This window comes from Sphingopyxis sp. CR5, from assembly GCF_059693785.1.
Map to the genome: position 1 here is coordinate 56730 of NZ_JCATIE010000014.1, position 18215 is coordinate 74944.

The following is an 18215-nucleotide window of genomic DNA, read 5'->3' on the forward strand; positions in this document are numbered from 1 at the left end:
ATCAGGCCACCAGTCCCAGCGGATTTTCGACGATCTGCTTGAACGCCTGCATCAGCTGCGCGCCGTCGGCGCCGTCGATCGCGCGGTGGTCGAAGCTGCCCGTTGCCGACATGACGGTCGCGATCGCGAGCGCGTCGTCGACGACATAGGGGCGCTTTTCGCCGGCCCCGATCGCCATGATCATGCCCTGCGGCGGATTGATCACCGCGTCGAACTGCTTGATACCGAACATGCCCATGTTGCTGATGCTGGCGGTGCCGCCCTGATATTCGTGCGGTTGCAGCTTGCCGTCCTTGGCCCGGCCGGCAAGTTCTTTCATCTCGGTCGAAATCTTGCTCACCGACTTTGCATCGGCGCCGGTGATGATCGGCGTGATCAGACCGGCAGGAACGCTGACCGCGACCGAGATATCGGCGCGCTCGTAGCTGATGAGCTGGTCGCCCGCGAAGCTGACGTTGCACTTGGGGACCTGGATCAACGACTTGGCGAGCGCCTTGATCAGCAGGTCGTTGACGCTGAGCTTGACGCCCTGCGGCTCGAGCGCGGCGTTGAGTTCGCCGCGCAGCTTCAGCAGCTTGTCGAGCTGGATATCGACCGTCAGATAGATGTGCGGGATGGTCTGTTTCGCCTCGGTCAGGCGGCGCGCGATCGTCTTGCGCATATTGCTGAGCTTGTCCGCGCTGTGCGGGATATCCGTCTCGAAGGGCTGCGACGAGGCGGGAGCGGGCGCCGGGGCGGGCGCGGCACTCGCCGCGGGTGCCGGGGCCGCTGCCCCCGTCGGCGCGCCCTCGAGATCGGCCTTGACGATGCGGCCGCCGGGACCGCTGCCGGTCAGCGCCTTCAGGTCGATCCCCTGCTCGGCGGCGAGCCGCCTGGCCAGCGGGCTGGCCTTGATGCGCTCGCCCGTCGCCGCGGGGGCCGGTGCGGGGGACGGAGCCGGAGCCGGAGCCGCCTTGGGAGCGTCCGCCTTCGTTTCGGCAGGTGCCGGTGCGGGTGCAGGGCTTGCCGCCGGCGTCGGCGCCGCCTTGGCCGCGCCGGCATCCTCGTCCTCGCCCGCGATGACGGCAATCACCGTGCCGACCTTCACATTGTCGGTGCCTTCGGGAACGACGATCTGCGCGATGGTGCCTTCGTCGACCGCTTCGAACTCCATCGTCGCCTTGTCGGTCTCGATCTCGGCGAGCAGGTCGCCCGACTGGACGCTGTCGCCTTCCTTGACGAGCCATTTGGCGAGCGTGCCCTCCTCCATCGTCGGCGAAAGGGCGGGCATTTTGAGTTCGATGGGCATCGGGCTTTTGGTTCCTGTCACTTGGGGAGGCTTGGTGTGCCGCTACGGATTCCCCCTCGCCATAAGCATTCGCCGGGTCAAGGTCCAGCGGGGCGAGCTTGCCTTTCATACGAATGTGACGCACTCTCGCGCGAAAAGGACAAGAGGGGTCGGGGGCAATGCGCAAATATCTGGTGGTGATCGACGACAGCCCGGAGGCGACGCTCGCGCTGCGCTTCGCGGCGCGCCGGGCCGCGCGCACCGGGGGCGGGATCATCGTGCTCGCCATCGTTCCGCCGCAGGATTTCCTGGCATTCGGCGGCGTCCAGGCGACGATCGAGGCGGAGGCGCGCGAGCAGGCCGAAGCGCTGGCCGAGGCCGCCGCCGATGCCGTGGCGCAAGAAGCCAATGTTTCGCCGAAGATCCTGGTCAAGTCGGGCAAGCCGGCGGAGGTGGTCCGCGAGGTGATCGGCGCGAGCGACGATATCGCGGCGCTGGTGCTCGCGACCGCGCCGAGCGGCGCGCCCGGCCCGCTGGTTTCGCACTTCACCGGCAACGATGCGGGCACCCTGCCCTGCCCGGTCATGCTCGTACCGGGCGGCATCGATATCGAACGGCTCGATGCGGTGAGTTAGCGCATTTTAGAGCGAAGGCAGGGACCCATCTCGCTTAACCTGGATCCATTCGGAGATGGGCTCCCGCCTTCGCGGGAGCACGCAATTTTCGACGCTTATCGACCCGCCTTCACCGCCGACTGGTCGACCGCGACCACCGGCAGCAAAACGCCGCTCGGCGTATCGCCGCCTTGCAGGATCGTGACCTCTTCCTTCCGGTAATCCTCGGGCCGCGCGAGGAAGATATTGGGCACGAAGGTTTGCGGGTTGCGATCATAGAGCGGGAAGAGGCTCGACTGGATCTGGATCATGATCCGGTGTCCCGGCTCGAACACATGGTTCACCGTCGGCAGGCGGAACTTGTAATTCTGCGTCACGCCCGACGGAATCGCGGTCGGCTTTGCAAAGCTGTCGCGATAGCGGCCACGGAAGATATCGAGGCTGATCGGCAACTGATAGCCGCCCATTTCGGGCTTCGTCGCATTTTCGGCGGGCAGCACGTCGATCACCTTGACGACGAAGTCGACGTCCGACCCCGTGATCCGGGCAAAGATGTTCGCGATCGGCGCGCCCGATACGCGCACCGGCTGCGTCAACACATCGGTCTGGAACGTCAGCACGTCGGGACGGCCGTCGGCGTGGCGCTGGTCGCTGACGAGCCAGTCGCCCCAGCGGCCATCGCGAAAGTTCACCGGGCGCGGCAGGTGGGGCACCGGCTTGGCGGGATCGGAGACATAGCTTGTCGTACCGACGGCCGGCTTGTCGAACCCGAGGCTGCCGTCGGGGCCGACGTAGATCGGGGTCAGCGACGCCGCGCATCCGCTCTCGCACGCGAGCGGCCAGTTGGTGAAGCGGTCCCAATGATTTTCGCCGGTGTTATAGATCGCGGCGGCGGGCAGGTTCGCGGGCGGGCCGTCCTTCAGATATTGGTTGAACAGCGGCAGCACCATGTCCCGGCGGAACTGCGCGGCGGTGTCGCCGTTCCACTCGAACGGACCGAGCGAGCGCCCTTCGCGGTTGATCTGGCTGTGGCGCCACGGGCCCATGACGAGATAGTTGTTGCCCATCTTGCCCTTGGCCTTCAGCGCTTCCCAGCTCATGATCGCGCCGTACATATCCTCCTGATCCCACAGCCCCTGTTCCCACAGCGTCGGGACGTTCGACGGGTTGGCGGCGACGAGCTTGTCGAGCGCCTGCTGCTGCCAGAACGCGTCATAGGCGGTGTGATCGAGCATCTTTTGCCAGAAGGGCAATTGCGCATAGCCCTGCTTTTTCGCCCAATCATTCGCCGAACCGTGGCGGAAATTGTCATAATCGTCATAGCCGCCGGTCGGCGGTGCCTTGCCCTCGCCCTTGTAGCCGGTCTGCGCCCCGATCCAGGCGATATTGGCGAGGCGGAAGGCGCCGTAGTGGAACCAGTCGTCGCCCATCCAGCCGTCGATCATCGGGCTTTCGGGCGCCGCAACCTTCAGCGCGGGATGCGGATGGAGCAGCGCCATCACGACGGTGAAGCCTTCGTAGGACGAACCGATCATGCCGACGCGGCCGTTCGATTCGGGCAGGTTCTTCTTGTTCACCAGCCAGTCGATCGTGTCCCACGCATCGGTGGTATGATCGACCTTGGTCGGGTTGAGCGGACCGACCGGAGGACGGTTGACGATATAGTCGCCCTCCGATCCGTATTTGCCGCGAATATCCTGGTAGACCCGGATATAACCGTCCTTCACGAAAATCTCGTCGGAGAGCGGCAGCGTCGACAGCATGCTCGGGCTGTCCATGCGGTTCGCGCGGCCCTTTGCGTTATAGGGGGTGCGCGTCAGGACGATCGGGGCGTTCGTGGCCCCCTTTGGCACGACGATGACCGTGTAGAGCTTGGTCCCGTCGCGCATCGGGATCATTTCGACGCGCTTGTCATAGTCGGCGTCTTCGTTCGGGATCGTGAACTTGTCGGGAATGTCGGCCTGGACCTGCGCCGCTTTCGGCGCAGCGCCGGCGGCGGCCCCGGCGACCGATGCGCCGGTCAGCGCGACCGCGGAGAGCGTGACGAACAGAAATGAGCGGACCATGCGAACCCCTTGCTTTCGTTTTGGCAGGCGTGGACCTTGGGACACGACACGACGCAATGCAACCGTCCGATGTAATCTTATTACGCAAAAGAAACGGAGCGGCGGGGGCCGCTCCGTCAGGCGCCGGCAGGTGCCGGGAGAGATCAGGCGGCGGCCGCGCGCGGGAGTGCAGCCGCTCCCTTGGCTTCAAAGAAGGCCATTTCGAGCACGATGACCGCTTGAATCGCGACGATCGCGATACCCGGCCACGTCATCTGCGCCGCGAAGAGGGCGATCACGGCAAAGCTCGCGGCGACCCATCCGAGATTGCCGACCGCGATCAGATTGGCGAGCCCTTTGCTCGGCTCCTTCTGGAAGGCGACGAACAGCATGAGGGCGGCCGACGGCAGGCCTATCCATCCGGCAACGGTTACGATGTCGGAAGGGAGGCCGAGCAGCGAGGCGACCGGGGCGATGGCAAAGACGCACGACAGAAACAGGACCGTGCAGGTGACGGCGTCGACGATCAGGACGGTCTTGAGGTTGGGACGGGACATGACGCATTCTCCTTTCGAACCCAGTCTCCTTGAACCCCGATCGACATGACGTCGATTACGCGCAAGGTAATGGAATCCGGATGTCGGCCGCGTTAGCCGATGGCGCGAAGGAGACATGGAATGCAGGTGGCACCGCTCGGCGAACAGCTTCGCGAATGGCGCACGCGTCGCCGGATGAGCCAGATGGATCTCGCGCTCGAAACCGATATCTCGACGCGGCACCTGAGCTTTATCGAGACCGGCCGGTCGAAACCGAGCCCGCGGATGATCGAGCGGATCGCCGAACGGCTCGACGTCCCGCATCGCGCACGCAATGCGCTGCTCCTGGCGGCGGGCTTTGCGCCCGATTACCTCGAACGTCCGCTCGACAGCGCCGAGATGGCGGACATGCGCGCGATCGTCGAGCATGTGCTGCGGGGGCACGAGCCCTATCCGGCGCTCGCGGTCGATCGTCACTGGAACATGATCGCGGCCAACGGCGCAATCGCGCTGCTGACCGCGCTCGTCGACCCCGCGCTGCTCGAGCCGCCGGTCAACGTGCTGCGTATCGCGCTGCATCCCGGGGGGCTGGCACCGCATATCGGCAATCGCGGCGAATGGCGGGCGCACATCCTCCACCGCCTCGACGGCCAGGTCGAAGCAACCGGCGACACGGGACTCTCCGCGCTGCGCGACGAGCTGGCCGCCTATGAGCCGGGCGGAAACGAGGACATGGCGGTCCCGGCAAACGGAATCGCGGTTCCCCTGGCCCTGAACACGCCCGCGGGACAGATACGGTTCGTATCGACCGTGACGGTGTTCGGCACCCCGCTCGACATCACGCTGTCCGAACTGGCGATCGAGGCGTTTTTTCCAGCAGACGCCGACAGCGCGGCGTTGTTGCAGAAGCTCGCGTCGGCTTAGCGCCGCCGACCCTGGTGGCGGATATTCTTCGGCCGTCCGCGCTTGCCGACCATAGGCCTGGCCCCGCCCTTCCCTTTGCCGTCGCGCCGCGGCGGGCGTTTCGCGGATCCGCCTTCGGGCGCGTCGGGGAGTTCGAAGCGCAGCGCGCCGCTGATCGGGTTCGCTTCCATCAGTCGCAATTCGAGCCGCTGGCCGACCGAATAGCTGACGCGGCCATGTTCGCTGTCGAGCGTGCGTGCGGCCTCGTCATAGAAGAACCGCTCGCTGCCCAAGGTCGAGACCGGCACCAGCCCGTCGCCGCCGAGCCCGTCAACCGTCGCGAAGAAGCCGAAGGGCTGGACCCCCGTGATCCGCGCAGGAACGATTTCGCCGACCTTGCTCGCCAGATAGGCGGCGACATAGCGGTCGATCGTTTCGCGCTCGGCCTCCATCGCGCGGCGTTCGAGGCCGCTGATCGTCTCGCCGATCCGCGACAGGCCCTTGGCGTCGGCTTCGCCGAGTCCGGTGCGTTCGGGCAGGCCCTTCACCTTGCCCGGCACTTCGAGGCGATAGGAATCGACGAGCGCGCGGTGGACGATCAGGTCGGCGTAGCGGCGAATCGGCGAGGTGAAATGCGCGTAGCTGCCGAGCGCGAGGCCGAAATGCCCCGAGTTGGCAGGGCCGTAATAGGCCTGCGTCTGGCTGCGCAGGATCGCTTCCATGATCTCGGGCAAGCGGTCGTCGTCCGAAAAGCCGTCGATCAGCCGATTGAACACCGCGGGGGTGATGACCTGTCCGAGCGCGAAATTCTGGTCGAAGGTGTCGAGATATTCCTTCAGGCTGACGAGTTTCTCGCGGCTTGGCGGCTCGTGGATGCGGTACATCACCGGCGACTTCTTCGCCTCGAGCGCCTTCGCCGCCGCGACGTTCGCAGCGATCATATAGTCCTCGATCAACCGATGCGCATCGAGCCGCTGGCGCACGCGGATTTCGGCGATATTCCCTTGCTCGTCGAGGATGACCTGCCGCTCGGGCAGATCGAGATCGAGCGGTGCCCGCGCCGCGCGCGCCTGGGCCAGCAATTTCCAGCAGCCCCAGAGGTTCTGGAGCGCGGGCAGAACCGCCTCGTCCCAACCGTCGTCGGGAGTACCGGCATCATAGGCCGCTTGCGCGCGCTCATAGGCGATATTGGCGCGAAGCCGCACGAGCGCGCGGGTGAAGCGCCATGACGTCACCTTGCCATGCTTGTCGATGACGAGGTGGCACGCCATCGCCGCGCGATCCTGGTCCGCTTTCAGCGAACAGACCCCGGCCGACAGCGTCTCGGGCAGCATCGGCACCACCTGGTCGGGGAAATAGACGCTGTTGCCGCGCCGCCGCGCCTCGCGGTCGAGCGCGCCGTCGGGACGGACATAATAGCTGACGTCGGCGATCGCGACGATCGCGCGCCAGCCGCCCTTGTTCTTTTCGTCGGTATCGGGCTCGGCCCAGACCGCATCGTCATGGTCGCGCGCGTCGGCGGGGTCGATCGCGACGATCGGCAGGTGGCGGAGGTCTTCGCGGCCGTCGGGGGAGAGCGGCAGCTTCACTGCACGCTCGGCCTCGGCGAGCGTGATGTCGCCGAACACATGCGGGATCTCGTGCTTCGCGATCGCGATCATGCTGAGCGAGCGCGGGGCGAAGGGATCGCCGATGCGTTCAACCACCTTCGCGCGCGTCGCGGGTCCCCGCCCCGACAGTTCGGCACGCACGAGGTCGCCGATCGCCGCCTCGCCCATCTCCGACACCGCGAAGTCGAACCGCGCCCGCTTGTCGGCGGGGCGCAGCCAGGTGACGGGCTTGCCGCCGGGACCGGTGGCTTCGACGAGCACGCCGACGACGGTTTCGCCGCCCGCCTGCAGCCGCTTCATCGGGTGCACGACATGGCCGCTGCCGCGTTCCTCGGTCCGCGCGAGGATGCGGTCGCCGACGCCGAGCGCGTTGCGGCGCCCCTTTTCGATCACGCGCACCCGCGGCGGGGGCCCACTCGCCTCCCAGCGCTCGGGCACCGCCCATATCGTGTCGCCGTCGACCGATGCGACGCGGAACACCGTGACGCGCGGCAGTCCGCCATGCTTGTGGAACGCCCGGCCGGGCGCCATGTCGACCAGCCCGTCGTCGGTCATGTCCTTGAGCAGTGCCTTCAGCGCGATCTTGTCGGCACCGCGCACCGCGAAATGTTTGGCGATCTCGCGCTTGCCGACCGCCGACGAACTTTCCTCGATGAACCGAAGAATATCGTGGCGCGAGGGAAGCCCCGCGGGCTGTGGTCGTTTCGGATCCTTCGCCAACTAATAAGTCCGCCCGATGAGCACGCGCTCGACCGCGGGTTCGCCGGTGAAGAAGCAGGCGCCGTCGGCGGGCGCCGCGTCAAGGGGAGTGTTGCGCATCGTCAGCTTCAACGCTTTCAGCTGCTCAACGATCCCGTCGAGCGTCTTGCCCGTCGGACGCGACCACTGCACTTCTATCCAGCCGACGAACTTGTCGTCGCCGCGGAAATGTACCGCAAGGTCGGTGACGTCGCGGCGGATGTTCGCGTGCAGCCGTTCCTTCGCCTCCGCGTGCAACGCCTGCTGGATTTCTTCGAGCATGGCGACCGCGCCGCCGACGAACGCGACCTTGGGGGTGAAGGCGGTGTCGAGCTTTCCGCTCTCCTGATAGAGCCGGTCACGGCGTATCACCGCGACCTTGCCGCCGGCGACGTCGCGCGGGCCGATTTCGAGGATGATCGGCGCGCCCTTCTTGACCCAGCCCCAGCGCTTGGTCTGTGCCTTGTTCGCGCTCGCGTCGAGCAGCACACGCACCGGCTCGCGAAAGGCGTCGAGCGCCTTCAGTTGTGTTTCCAGGTCGCGGCAATAATCGAGGATCGCGGCATCCTCCGCATTGTCGCGCAGCATCGGTACGATGACGATCTGGTGCGGGGCAATGCGCGGCGGGCAGCGCAGCCCGTCGTCGTCGCCGTGCGTCATGATGACGCCGCCGATCATCCGCGTCGACGTGCCCCAGCTCGTCGTGTGGCACAGGCTGTGACCGCCGTCCTTGTCCTGATAGCGAATATTCGCCGCCTCGGCGAAACCGGTGCCGAGGTAATGCGAGGTGCCCGCCTGGAGCGCCTTGCCGTCCTGCATCATCGCTTCGATCGAATAGGTCGCGACGGCGCCTGGAAACCGCTCGTTCTCGGGCTTTTCACCGGCGATCACGGGCATCGCCAAGACGTCCTCGGCAAAGCTGCGATACATTTCGAGGGCGCGCAGCGTCTCGTCCATCGCATCCTCGCGCGTCGCGTGCGCGGTATGGCCTTCCTGCCACAGGAACTCGCTGGTGCGCAGGAACATGCGCGTCCGCATTTCCCAGCGCACGACATTCGCCCACTGGTTGACCTTCAGCGGCAGGTCGCGCCAGCTCTGCACCCAGCGGCTCATCGCTGAACCGATCACCGTTTCCGACGTCGGGCGGACGATCAGCGGCTCCTCGAGCTTCGCCTCCGGATCGGGAACCAGCTTGCCCTTGCCGTCGGCGATCAGCCGGTGGTGAGTGACGACCGCCATTTCCTTTGCGAAACCATCGACATGGTCCGCTTCCTTTTCAAAGAAGCTCAAGGGGATGAAGAGCGGGAAATAGGCGTTCTGGACCCCGGCATCCTTGATCGCGGTGTCCATCACCGTCTGGATGCGTTCCCAGATGCCATAACCCCACGGTTTGATGACCATGCAGCCGCGCACGCCCGATTCCTCGGCGAGGTCGGCTTCGGCAATGACGTCCTGATACCAGGCCGCGAAGTCGGCCTGACGGGTTACGCTGAGCGCATGCTTGATCATCTGTCCTGTTTTCTGTGCTGGGGGCGGGAGAAGCCCCGGATTAAGCCTTGTCGGCAAGCGCGGCCTTGAGATCGGCGATTTCGGCCTTGAGCGCCGCGATTTCGGCGTCCTTCGACTTGGCCGACATCGCGCCCGGCATGAAGGCGCCCGCCGCCTGCTGAAAGATTTCCATGTTCCGCCGCGTCAGTTCGGCGAGCGGATTGCCCGAACCGAGCGCGCCTTCGAACGCCGAGCGGACGTCCTGTTGGTTCTTGGCAAAGGCCGCCATCGACGCTTCGAGATATTGCGGCACCATCGACTGCATCTTGTCGCCGTACATCCCGATCAGGTGGCGCAGGAAATTGACCGGCAGCAGCGTCTCGCCGCGCGTTTCGGTATCCATGATGATCTGGGTCAGGACATTGTGGGTGATGTCCTCGCCGCTCTTTGCATCGACCACGCGAAAGTCGCGGCCTTCGCGCACCATCGCGCCAAGGTCGTCGAGCGTGATGTAGCAGCTCCGTTCGGTGTCGTAGAGGCGGCGGTTGGCGTATTTCTTGATGGTGACGACGCCGTCGTCGGTAGCCGTCTTCGACTTTGCCATAATGACCTTGTTCCTCCGACCCCAGGCAAAGGCGATGCCGCCGCGCCGATACTGCGTTTGCTGCCCACGCAGTAGCATCAAATTATGATGCATCGCAACATGGCGTAGGCCGGAGAGCCGTGCTTGGTTCACGGCTTGTTGACCAATCGAGGCTACAAATCCGCTCCGCCGCCTTTCCCCCAACGGCACGGAGCAATTCTCATATGCCACGCACGCGCTTTCTTCTGGGCGCCGCCGCCTTTGCGCTGACCCTGTCCACTGCCTACGCACAGGACGACGCATCGGCCTGTCCCATCGGCGACAGTTTTTGCGAAGGGGATGCCGGCCCGATCGTCGTGACGGGGTCCCGTATCGCGCGTCCGCGCTTCGAAACGGTCGAGCCGGCGCTGATCGTCGCCGCCGACCGGATGGAGGCGCGCGGGTTCGATTCGCTTGGCCGGGCGTTGAAGGATCAACCGGCGTTCGGCACGCCGGGTGCGACGCCGATCGGTGAACAATCGCCGCTCGGCCAAGGGCAAAGTTTCGTCAATTTCCTGGGCCTCGGATCGCAGCGAACGCTGACGCTCGTCGACGGCCGCCGGTTCGTTTCGTCGAACACCGCCTCGATTTTCGGTCCGACCGGCGCAGGCAGCCAGGTCGACCTCAACCTTATCCCCACCAAGCTTGTCGAGCGGGTCGAAACGATCGCGGTCGGCGGCGCCCCGGTGTATGGCGCCGACGCGATCGCCGGCACGGTGAACATCATCCTCAAGCACGACTTCGACGGGCTGGACATCGACGGTCAGACAGGCCTTTCGAGCCGCGGCGACGGAGCAAGCCAGCGCGTACGCCTGCTCGCCGGACGCAATTTCGCGGGCGGACGCGGCAACCTCACCCTGGCCGCCGACTACAACCGTGCCGAGGGGCTGACCGGTGACGATCGCCGCGCATTTTCACGCGGTCTTTTCTTCGGCGCCGCCAGCGACCCTGCCTCGCCCTTTCTTCAGGAACTGTACCGCGACCGTCGCCTGCCCGCCGTGTCCGAGACCGGCATCCCGCTCGTCGGCGACGGTATTCCGCTCAGCGTCGAACAGCAGATCGCGACCTTTGGGTTTCCGGGCTTGAATTTCGGCGTGACCGATGCAAGCGGCAACCAGCTTCGCTTCGACACGGCCGGCGGGCTGACGGCCATCGATTTCGGCCGCTACGCCGGCGCGCCCGGAAGTTTCGGGGTCGATTTCGAAGGCGGCGACGGATTCACCGCCGCGCCGGCCACCAACCTGCTCGCCGCGACGCGCCGTTACAGTGCCGTCGCGCTCGCGCATTACGACCTCGACGACGATCTCCGCCTGTTCGGCGAAGCATGGTACGCGAACAGCAAGGGACGCAACCTGCGCAGCCAGCCACTGTTCAACACCGGTCTCGCCGGACCCGGCGGGTCGCCCGACGGCAATATCCGGGTCAGCATCGACAACCCCTTTCTGTCGCCGCAGGCGCGGGCCGCGATCCTCGGCGCCATTGCGACAAACCCGCTGTCCGACCAGAATCTCGGCGGCTTTTCGCAGGATTATTTCTACCTCGCGCGCGCCAACACCGACCTCTCGATCGGTGAGTCCACCGGCGAAGTCGACCTGATGCGTTTCGTCGGCGGACTGTCGGGCGATCTCGATTTCGCCGCAGGGCGCTGGGACTGGAGCGTCGCCGCCAACCACGGCCGTTCGCGAACGACCAGCCGCTCGCGCGAACTGGTCCAGCAGAATTTCCTCAATGCGATCGACGCGGTGCGCGACGATGGCGGCGATATCGTTTGTCGCCCCGGAGCGACGAATGCCCCGATCGCGACGGTCAGCAGCACCTGCGCGCCGCTGAACCTGTTCGGCACCGGCCGGGTATCGCAGACCGCGCTGGACTATGTGACGACGATCGCGACACCCGTGTCTCTCAACCGGCAGACGCAGTTTACCGCGTCGCTTTCCGGGCCCCTTTTTCAATTGCCCGGCGGCGATTTCGCCGTCGCGTTCGGCTATGAACATCGCATCGAATCGCAGGACTTCGACCCCGGCGTTTTCTTTTACGGCGCCGGCGATCCCGACCCGGCAACCGATAGCAGCGGCGATGGCGACCCCGCGAACGACCGGATCGGCTATGGTCGTGCGACGCCGGTCTTGCCGGTCCACGGCAAGTTCAACACCGACGAGGTTTCGGCCGAATTCCTCGCACCGCTGATCTCTCCGAATACCGGGGCACCGATCGCGTTGCTGGAAGTGAAGGGCGCCGCGCGCTACGTCGACCACAGCCTGGCCGGCGGCGACTGGACATGGACGCTCGGAGGCCGCTTCGGCATCGTCCAGGACATTGTCGTTCGCGGCAATTTCACCCGCGCGATCCGTGCGCCCGCCGTTACGGAACTGTTCAACCCGTCGAGCAGCTATTTCGGCACCGCCACCGACCCGTGCGATGTGCTCCAGCGCGGCAACGGCCCCGACCCGACGACACGCGCGGCGAATTGTGCCGCCGCCGGCCTGCCCGCCGACTTTGCGTCGTTGTCGAACAGCCGCACCTTCATGCAGGCGATCGAAGGCAATCCCGACCTGTCCAACGAAAAGGCGAATAGCTGGACGCTCGGCCTGGTGCTCGAACCGCGTTTCGCGCCGCGTTTGCGTGCGAGTGTCGACTATGTCGATATTCACCTGAAAGACGCGATCAGCAATGGCGGCGCGAGCAGCATCGTTGCGGCCTGTTATGACTCGGCGGACTATCCGAACGCTGCCGATTGCGGACGGTTCACACGCGGTCCCGACAACCAGCTAGACTTCGTCCGGGTCCAGTATCTGAACCTGGCCGACCAGCGCTATAAGGGCTATCTCGGCGCGCTCGATTATCGCGTGCCGCTCGGCAGGTCCGCGCAGTCGATCGGGCTCAACCTGAGCTATCAATATATCGACGAACTCAGCACGCGCGCCGACGCCGCATCGCGGCGGGTCCGGCTCGACGGGATGATAGGCTATGCAAAGCACCAGGCGCTCGCGACGCTCGACTATCGCGGTGACACGCTCGGAATGTTCGTACAGCTCCAATTTATCGGCAAGGCGCGCATCGACCCTCAGTCGGCGAGCAATTTCTATCCGGGCAGACTCGACCGCGTCTCCGCGATCGCGTTCGTAAATCTGGGCGGCAACGTGCGCGTGGCGGACCGTTTCACGCTTCGCTTTGCGGTCGACAACCTCTTCGATCGGCAACCGCCCTACCCCTATCCGGCGACGGGCGGCGGCACGACCTATTTCAGCGGGGTGATGGGGCGCTATATCCGTGTCGGCGCGAACGCCAGATTCTAGGCCCAGCACCGTTCGAACCGGCTTCCCAGTCCGGTGAGCAGTTCATATTGCGACAGGCCGCTGCGCGCCGCTGTTTCGGCGAGCGGGTAGTCGAGCGTCAGCCAGTCGCCCTCGGCCAAACCGGCGGCCGCGCTCGCATCGAAGGCGGTGAGGTCCATCGAGACCCGGCCGACGAGCGGCAGACGATGGCCACGCCACATCGCCCCGCCCGAGCCGGCATGGCAGCGCAGATAGCCGTCGGCATAGCCCAGGTTCGCAACGGAGATACGGCTGTCTCGCGGCGCCGTCCACGTCGCGCCATAGCCGACCGTTTCGCCCGCCGGCACGGCCCTGACCTGCAAGACCCGCGCTTCGGGAAAAGCGACCTGCCGGATATGCCCGTCGGCTTCACGGCGCGGCACGCCGCCATAAAGCGCGATCCCCGGACGCGTCAGGTCGAAACCATGATCGGCGCCCAGGCACGTACCGGCGCTGTTCGACAGGCTGTAGCGCCGCGCGGGGATCGCGTCGCGCAATGCCCTGAAGGCACCAAGCTGGCGCACGTTGAGCGGACTGTCTTCATCGGCCGACGCAAGGTGGCTGAGCAGCGTTTCGATCGCGAGCCCGTCGAGTGCGCCGCCGAGCGCTTCGTCGACGCGCAGCCCGAGCCGGTTCATCCCGGTATCGACCATCACGTCGCACGGCCGCCCCTCGCCGATCGAGCGCCAGCGTGCGACCTGTTCGACACTGTTGAGAACGGGACGCGCCGGCAGGCTGCGCGCCGCAATCATGTCCGTTTCGCCGACGCCGTGCAGCACCGACAGCGAGACGCCCGGCGGCAGGGGCATCAGCGCCGCCGCCTCGGCCCAGGTCGCGACGAAGAAAAAGCGACAGCCCGCACCAGCAAGGATACGCATGACATCGCGCGCGCCGAGCCCGTAGCCATCGGCCTTGATCGCCGCCCCCGCCTCGGCACCACCCGCCTGCGCCAGCCAGCGCCAGTTCCGGACGAGCGCGGCGGCATCGAGACGAAGGCGGAGCGGTGAGGCGATGTCGATCATTACCCCGCACCTAGCGACGAATGACCGCAGCGCCAATGGCTTCGTTCAGGCCTTGGGAGCCCTGTCCCACTGCCCTTCGACGGGCTCCTCGAGCATGAAGGCGCTGACGAGGAAGGCGACGAACACCACGCCCCACGTGTACCAGAGCCCCGCATAGGCGTCGCCGGTTTTCGCGACGATGAAGCTGGCAATGAGCGGCAGGAAGCCGCCGAAATATCCGGTCCCCAGATGATAGGGGATGGAGAGCGACGAATAGCGCACGTGCGGCGGAAACATCTCGGCGAGCAGCGCCGCGACGGGGCCATAGGTGAAGCCCGAAAGCGCGCTGAGGCCGAGCAGCGCGACGAGGATGACCGCGATCCCTGCGGCGGCGGGAATCTGCTTTTCGAAGCCGTAGCCCATCGCCTCGAGCGCCGGCTGGAGGATGGCGGGATCCTCCCCCGCCACTTCGCGGCCGCCGATGTGGATCTTGACGCTGTCGAACGCGCTGTCGGTCGCGACGACCTTGTAAGGCACGCCGAGCTTCGTCAGTTCGCCCAGCGTCCGGCCACATGCGGTCGCCTGCGCCTTGGCGAAGGGATCGAAGCTGCACTGCGACCCCGATACGACCACCGGTGCGCGCGCCGCCGCGGCTTCGAGCGCGGGGTTGGCGACGCCGCCCATCATCCAGAAGAGCGGAAAGAGCAGCGCAAGCGTGGCGGCATACCCCCACATGATCGGCTTCTTGCGCCCGATCCGGTCGGACAGGCGTCCGGCCCAGATAAAGAATCCCATGCCGAGCGCGGCGGCGACCCCGACGATGACCTCCGCCGCGGTATCGTCGACCTTCATCGGTCCCTTGAGGAACGACAGCCCCGAAAACATCGCGGTGTACCAAATCACCGTCAGTCCCGCCGAAATGCCGACCAGCGCAATGAAGATGCGCCGCGGATTTCCGGGATAGGTGAAGCTTTCCTTCAAGGGGTTGCGCGCGATCTCCCCCTCTTCCTTCATCGCGCGGAACACCGGACTTTCGGAGAGTTTCAGCCGCATCCACAGCGACACCGCGAGCAGCAGCAGCGACAGGAGGAACGGCACGCGCCACCCCCATTCGTTCCAGAGCGCGTCGGACATCAGCGCCTTGCACGACAGCACGACGATCAGGCTGAGCACGAACCCGCCGACGACGCTCGCCTGGATGAAGCTGGTATAGAAGCCGCGCTTTTCGGGCGGCGAATGTTCGGCGACATAGATCGCCGCACCGCCATATTCGCCGCCGAGCGCCAGCCCTTGCAGGATGCGCAGCAGGATGACGATGATCGGCGCCGCGATGCCGATCATCGTCGCCGACGGGATCATCCCGACGCCCGCGGTCGCGATCCCCATCAACGTCACGGTGACAAGAAAGGTATATTTGCGCCCCAGCCGGTCGCCGAGGAAGCCGAACAGCACCGCGCCGAGCGGACGGAAGCCGAAGCCGACCGCGAACCCCGCCCAGACGAGCAATATCTCCAGCGTCGCATTGTCACTCGGGAAAAAGGTCTTGCCGATGATCGCGGCGAGTGTGCCGTAGATGAAGAAATCATACCATTCGAAGATCGTCCCCGCCGACGACGCGGCGATGACCATGCGGATATCCTTCGCACTCGGCTGATAGGCCGCGCCGTGGTCGGCAACGGCGGCTTGATCGGTCATGCGGGCTCCCCTCCCCGGTGAGCAATTTGCTTCTGCCTCGAGTCATAGCCGCTGTTGAGCCTTGCACAAGCGGGCGCTTGGGCGCAGCATCGCCGCCATGACCCGCTTCATCGACCTGTCGATCCCGATCACCAACGACGTCGTGTCCGACCCGCCGGTGATGCGGCCGCAAATCACCTATATGACCCACGAAACGACGTGGGAGCAGATCGCGATGTTCTTTCCCGGCCTGACCCGGGACGACCTGCCCGACGGCGAAGGCTGGGCGGTCGAGAGCATCACCCTGTCGACGCACAACGGCACCCATATGGACGCGCCGTGGCATTTCCATTCGACCACCGACAGCGGCGCGACGCCCGCGCCGAGCATCGACGAGGCGCCGCTCGATCTCTTTTTCCGTCCCGGGGTGAAGCTCGATTTTTCGCGCCTCCCCGCCGGCCATGTGGTGACCGCGGCCGAGGTGGAGGCCGAACTCGCCCGGATCGGGCATGACCTCCAGCCGCTCGATATTGTGCTCGTCCAGTCGGGCGCCGTTTATGGCACCGACAATTTCACCGATCAGGGCTGCGGCATGGGCGCCGAGGCGACCTTGTATCTGACGGAGCGCGGCGCGCAGGTCGTCGGCACCGATGCGTGGAGCTGGGATGCCCCGTTCAGCCACACCGCGAGACGCTGGGCCGATACGCGCGATCCGTCCATCATCTGGGAAGGGCACAAGGCCGGACGCATTCGCCCCTATTACCAGATAGAGAAGCTGACCAACCTGGCCGCGCTGCCCGCCTCGGGGTGGACGCTCTCTTGCTTCCCGGTCAAGATCGAGCGGGCGAGCGCCGGCTGGATCCGCGCGGTGGCGCTGATCGACTGATCGCACACCCCGCGACCGCCGACGCGAATTTGCGCCCGAATGAAAGGGGTGGCGGAGACGGAGTCACTTCGTCCGCCATTTTCAAGTTGTTGCAAAACCTCGACATTTTGTCCAGATTCCGCTATAAACTCAGCAAGTTAGTAGCGACTTGTCTGATGGAATTTGTGCGCATTCGTGCCGTTTAATTCTCAACAATCCGCGACTCAACTTGGGTTGGAACTTGGGTTGCAGTTTTGCAATCAGTCCGGAGTTTTGGTGTGTCTCGCTCCATTCACAAGCTCAGCGCTCGGCGCGTGGAAACTGAGAAGGCGGTCGGCAAGCACGGCGACGGCGGCGGCCTTTGGCTCTTCATAACGAAGGATGGCTCGCGGCGTTGGGTCTACATCTACCAGCGGGATCGAAAGTCTCGCGAGATGGGCCTCGGATCTGCGACGGACATCAGCCTGGCGAAGGCTCGCGAACTTGCAGCGGTTGCGCGGGAGCAGATTGCCAATGGCATCGATCCCATTGAAGCCAGACGGGCCGAGAAAGCTGCGGCCGAGCGGGAAGCACTGGAAGCAGACCGAAAGAAACGCGGCCCAGTGCTCTTCGGCGAATTTGCCGAAAGCTACATCGACGATCACGAGTCCGGTTGGAAAAATCCGAAGCATCGTCAGCAATGGCGCAACACGATTAGAACCTATGCCAAGTCGATCTCGAAGACACCGGTGCAGGATGTCACGGTCGATGATGTCGTTGCGGTTCTCAAGCCAATCTGGAAAACCGTGCCCGAAACAGCCAGTCGGCTTCGCGGGCGCATCGAGAATATCCTCGACGCAGCGAAGGCAGCAAAACACATCGAGAGTCCGTGGGAAAATCCCGCGCGGTGGAAAGGGAATCTGATCCACCTGCTCTCCAAGCGCCGCAGCAAGAAGCAGGTCCGCCATCACCCGGCTATGCCGTTCGAGGAAATGCCTGATTTCTGGCGCGCGCTGCGCCGCCGGCCGGGCCTTGCCGCCCGCGCTTTACAACTCACAATCCTCTGCGCGACGCGCACGTCCGAGACATTGCAGATGACCTGGCGGGAGGTCGATCTCGATGCCGCCATTTGGACGATCCCCAAAGAGCGGATGAAAATGGGGATCGAGCACCGGATCCCACTGTCGGCCACGGCTGTCGAGGTTTTGCAACGGGCCGCGCAAGGCGCAAGATGTGACCCGGACGACTATGTGTTCAAAGGAAATAAGAAGGGGCGTCCGCTCTCGCAGCAGGCAATGGTAATGGTCTTGCGCCGCATGAAACTCGGGCATTTCACTGTTCACGGCATGCGCAGCACGTTCCGGGACTATGTCGGCGACATGACGGATCATGATGAATCCGTGATCGAGTATGCGCTTGCGCACGAGGTCGGCGACCAAAGCGCTCAAGCGTATCGCCGGCGCAAGGCGTTCCTGAAACGTCGCGCGCTGATGGACGACTGGGAGGCTTATGTGACCGGCTCAACGGTCATAGAGCTGCGCAGGCTTACCGGGTGACAG

Annotated in this window: 13 protein-coding genes; 5 read left to right on the forward strand and 8 right to left on the reverse strand. The window is 65.2% G+C overall.

The features are described from left to right. Nucleotide 1 precedes the first annotated feature (1 nt). On the reverse strand, nucleotides 2-1288 hold the full coding sequence (locus AC58D2_RS18565; RefSeq protein WP_497392573.1) for a pyruvate dehydrogenase complex dihydrolipoamide acetyltransferase: 1287 nt from the start codon (nucleotides 1286-1288) through the stop codon (nucleotides 2-4). A 158-nt stretch (nucleotides 1289-1446) separates the two neighbouring features. On the opposite strand from AC58D2_RS18565, the gene AC58D2_RS18570 reads away from it, so the two are divergent. After that, entirely contained in the window at nucleotides 1447-1902 is a 456-nt protein-coding gene (locus tag AC58D2_RS18570) for a universal stress protein (RefSeq protein WP_497392574.1), read from the forward strand. Between the two features lie 95 nt (nucleotides 1903-1997). On the opposite strand, the gene AC58D2_RS18575 is transcribed toward AC58D2_RS18570, so the two are convergent. Both AC58D2_RS18575 and AC58D2_RS18580 read right to left on the reverse strand, forming a co-directional pair. After that, nucleotides 1998-3947, reverse strand: a complete 1950-nt coding sequence (locus tag AC58D2_RS18575) for a CocE/NonD family hydrolase (protein ID WP_497392575.1) — start codon at nucleotides 3945-3947, stop codon at nucleotides 1998-2000. Between the two features lie 143 nt (nucleotides 3948-4090). After that, nucleotides 4091-4483 carry a hypothetical protein gene (locus AC58D2_RS18580; protein WP_497392576.1) on the reverse strand — a complete coding sequence of 131 codons (393 nt, stop codon included), beginning with the start codon at nucleotides 4481-4483 and terminating at the stop codon, nucleotides 4091-4093. A gap of 120 nt (nucleotides 4484-4603) precedes the next feature. Between AC58D2_RS18580 and AC58D2_RS18585 the strand changes: the two genes are divergently transcribed. Beyond that, nucleotides 4604-5386 (forward strand): helix-turn-helix domain-containing protein, encoded by a 783-nt coding sequence (locus AC58D2_RS18585; protein ID WP_497392577.1) that lies wholly within the window; start codon nucleotides 4604-4606, stop codon nucleotides 5384-5386. Here AC58D2_RS18585 and AC58D2_RS18590 read toward each other — a convergent pair. Genes AC58D2_RS18590 through phaR form a run of 3 tightly spaced genes read right to left on the reverse strand, consistent with a single transcriptional unit; the run spans nucleotide 5383 to nucleotide 9805 of the window. Then, nucleotides 5383-7695, reverse strand: a complete 2313-nt coding sequence (locus AC58D2_RS18590; RefSeq protein ID WP_497392578.1) for a ribonuclease R family protein — start codon at nucleotides 7693-7695, stop codon at nucleotides 5383-5385. The genes AC58D2_RS18585 and AC58D2_RS18590 overlap by 4 nt on opposite strands. Next, nucleotides 7696-9222, reverse strand: coding sequence for a proline--tRNA ligase (proS, locus tag AC58D2_RS18595; RefSeq protein WP_497392579.1), 1527 nt, complete (start codon nucleotides 9220-9222; stop codon nucleotides 7696-7698). It abuts the gene before it with no gap. Nucleotides 9223-9262: 40 nt separating this feature from the next. Next, nucleotides 9263-9805 carry a polyhydroxyalkanoate synthesis repressor PhaR gene (phaR, locus tag AC58D2_RS18600; RefSeq protein ID WP_497392580.1) on the reverse strand — a complete coding sequence of 181 codons (543 nt, stop codon included), beginning with the start codon at nucleotides 9803-9805 and terminating at the stop codon, nucleotides 9263-9265. Between the two features lie 203 nt (nucleotides 9806-10008). Between phaR and AC58D2_RS18605 the strand changes: the two genes are divergently transcribed. Then, a complete protein-coding gene (locus tag AC58D2_RS18605) occupies nucleotides 10009-13119 on the forward strand; it encodes a TonB-dependent receptor domain-containing protein (protein WP_497392581.1) in 3111 nt (1036 codons plus the stop codon). Here AC58D2_RS18605 and alr read toward each other — a convergent pair. Further along, a complete protein-coding gene (gene alr, locus AC58D2_RS18610) occupies nucleotides 13116-14159 on the reverse strand; it encodes an alanine racemase (protein WP_497392582.1) in 1044 nt (347 codons plus the stop codon). The two genes, AC58D2_RS18605 and alr, sit on opposite strands and share 4 nt — an antisense overlap. Before the next feature lie 45 nt (nucleotides 14160-14204). Then, nucleotides 14205-15833 (reverse strand): MFS transporter, encoded by a 1629-nt coding sequence (locus AC58D2_RS18615; protein ID WP_497392583.1) that lies wholly within the window; start codon nucleotides 15831-15833, stop codon nucleotides 14205-14207. Nucleotides 15834-15930: 97 nt separating this feature from the next. Here AC58D2_RS18615 and AC58D2_RS18620 point away from each other — a divergent pair, with 97 nt between their 5' ends. Then, nucleotides 15931-16698 carry a cyclase family protein gene (locus tag AC58D2_RS18620; RefSeq protein ID WP_497392584.1) on the forward strand — a complete coding sequence of 256 codons (768 nt, stop codon included), beginning with the start codon at nucleotides 15931-15933 and terminating at the stop codon, nucleotides 16696-16698. Between the two features lie 257 nt (nucleotides 16699-16955). Next, nucleotides 16956-18212: a tyrosine-type recombinase/integrase gene (locus AC58D2_RS18625; protein ID WP_497392585.1), complete on the forward strand. Its 1257-nt coding sequence runs from the start codon at nucleotides 16956-16958 to the stop codon at nucleotides 18210-18212. The last annotated feature ends 3 nt before the right edge of the window (nucleotides 18213-18215 follow it).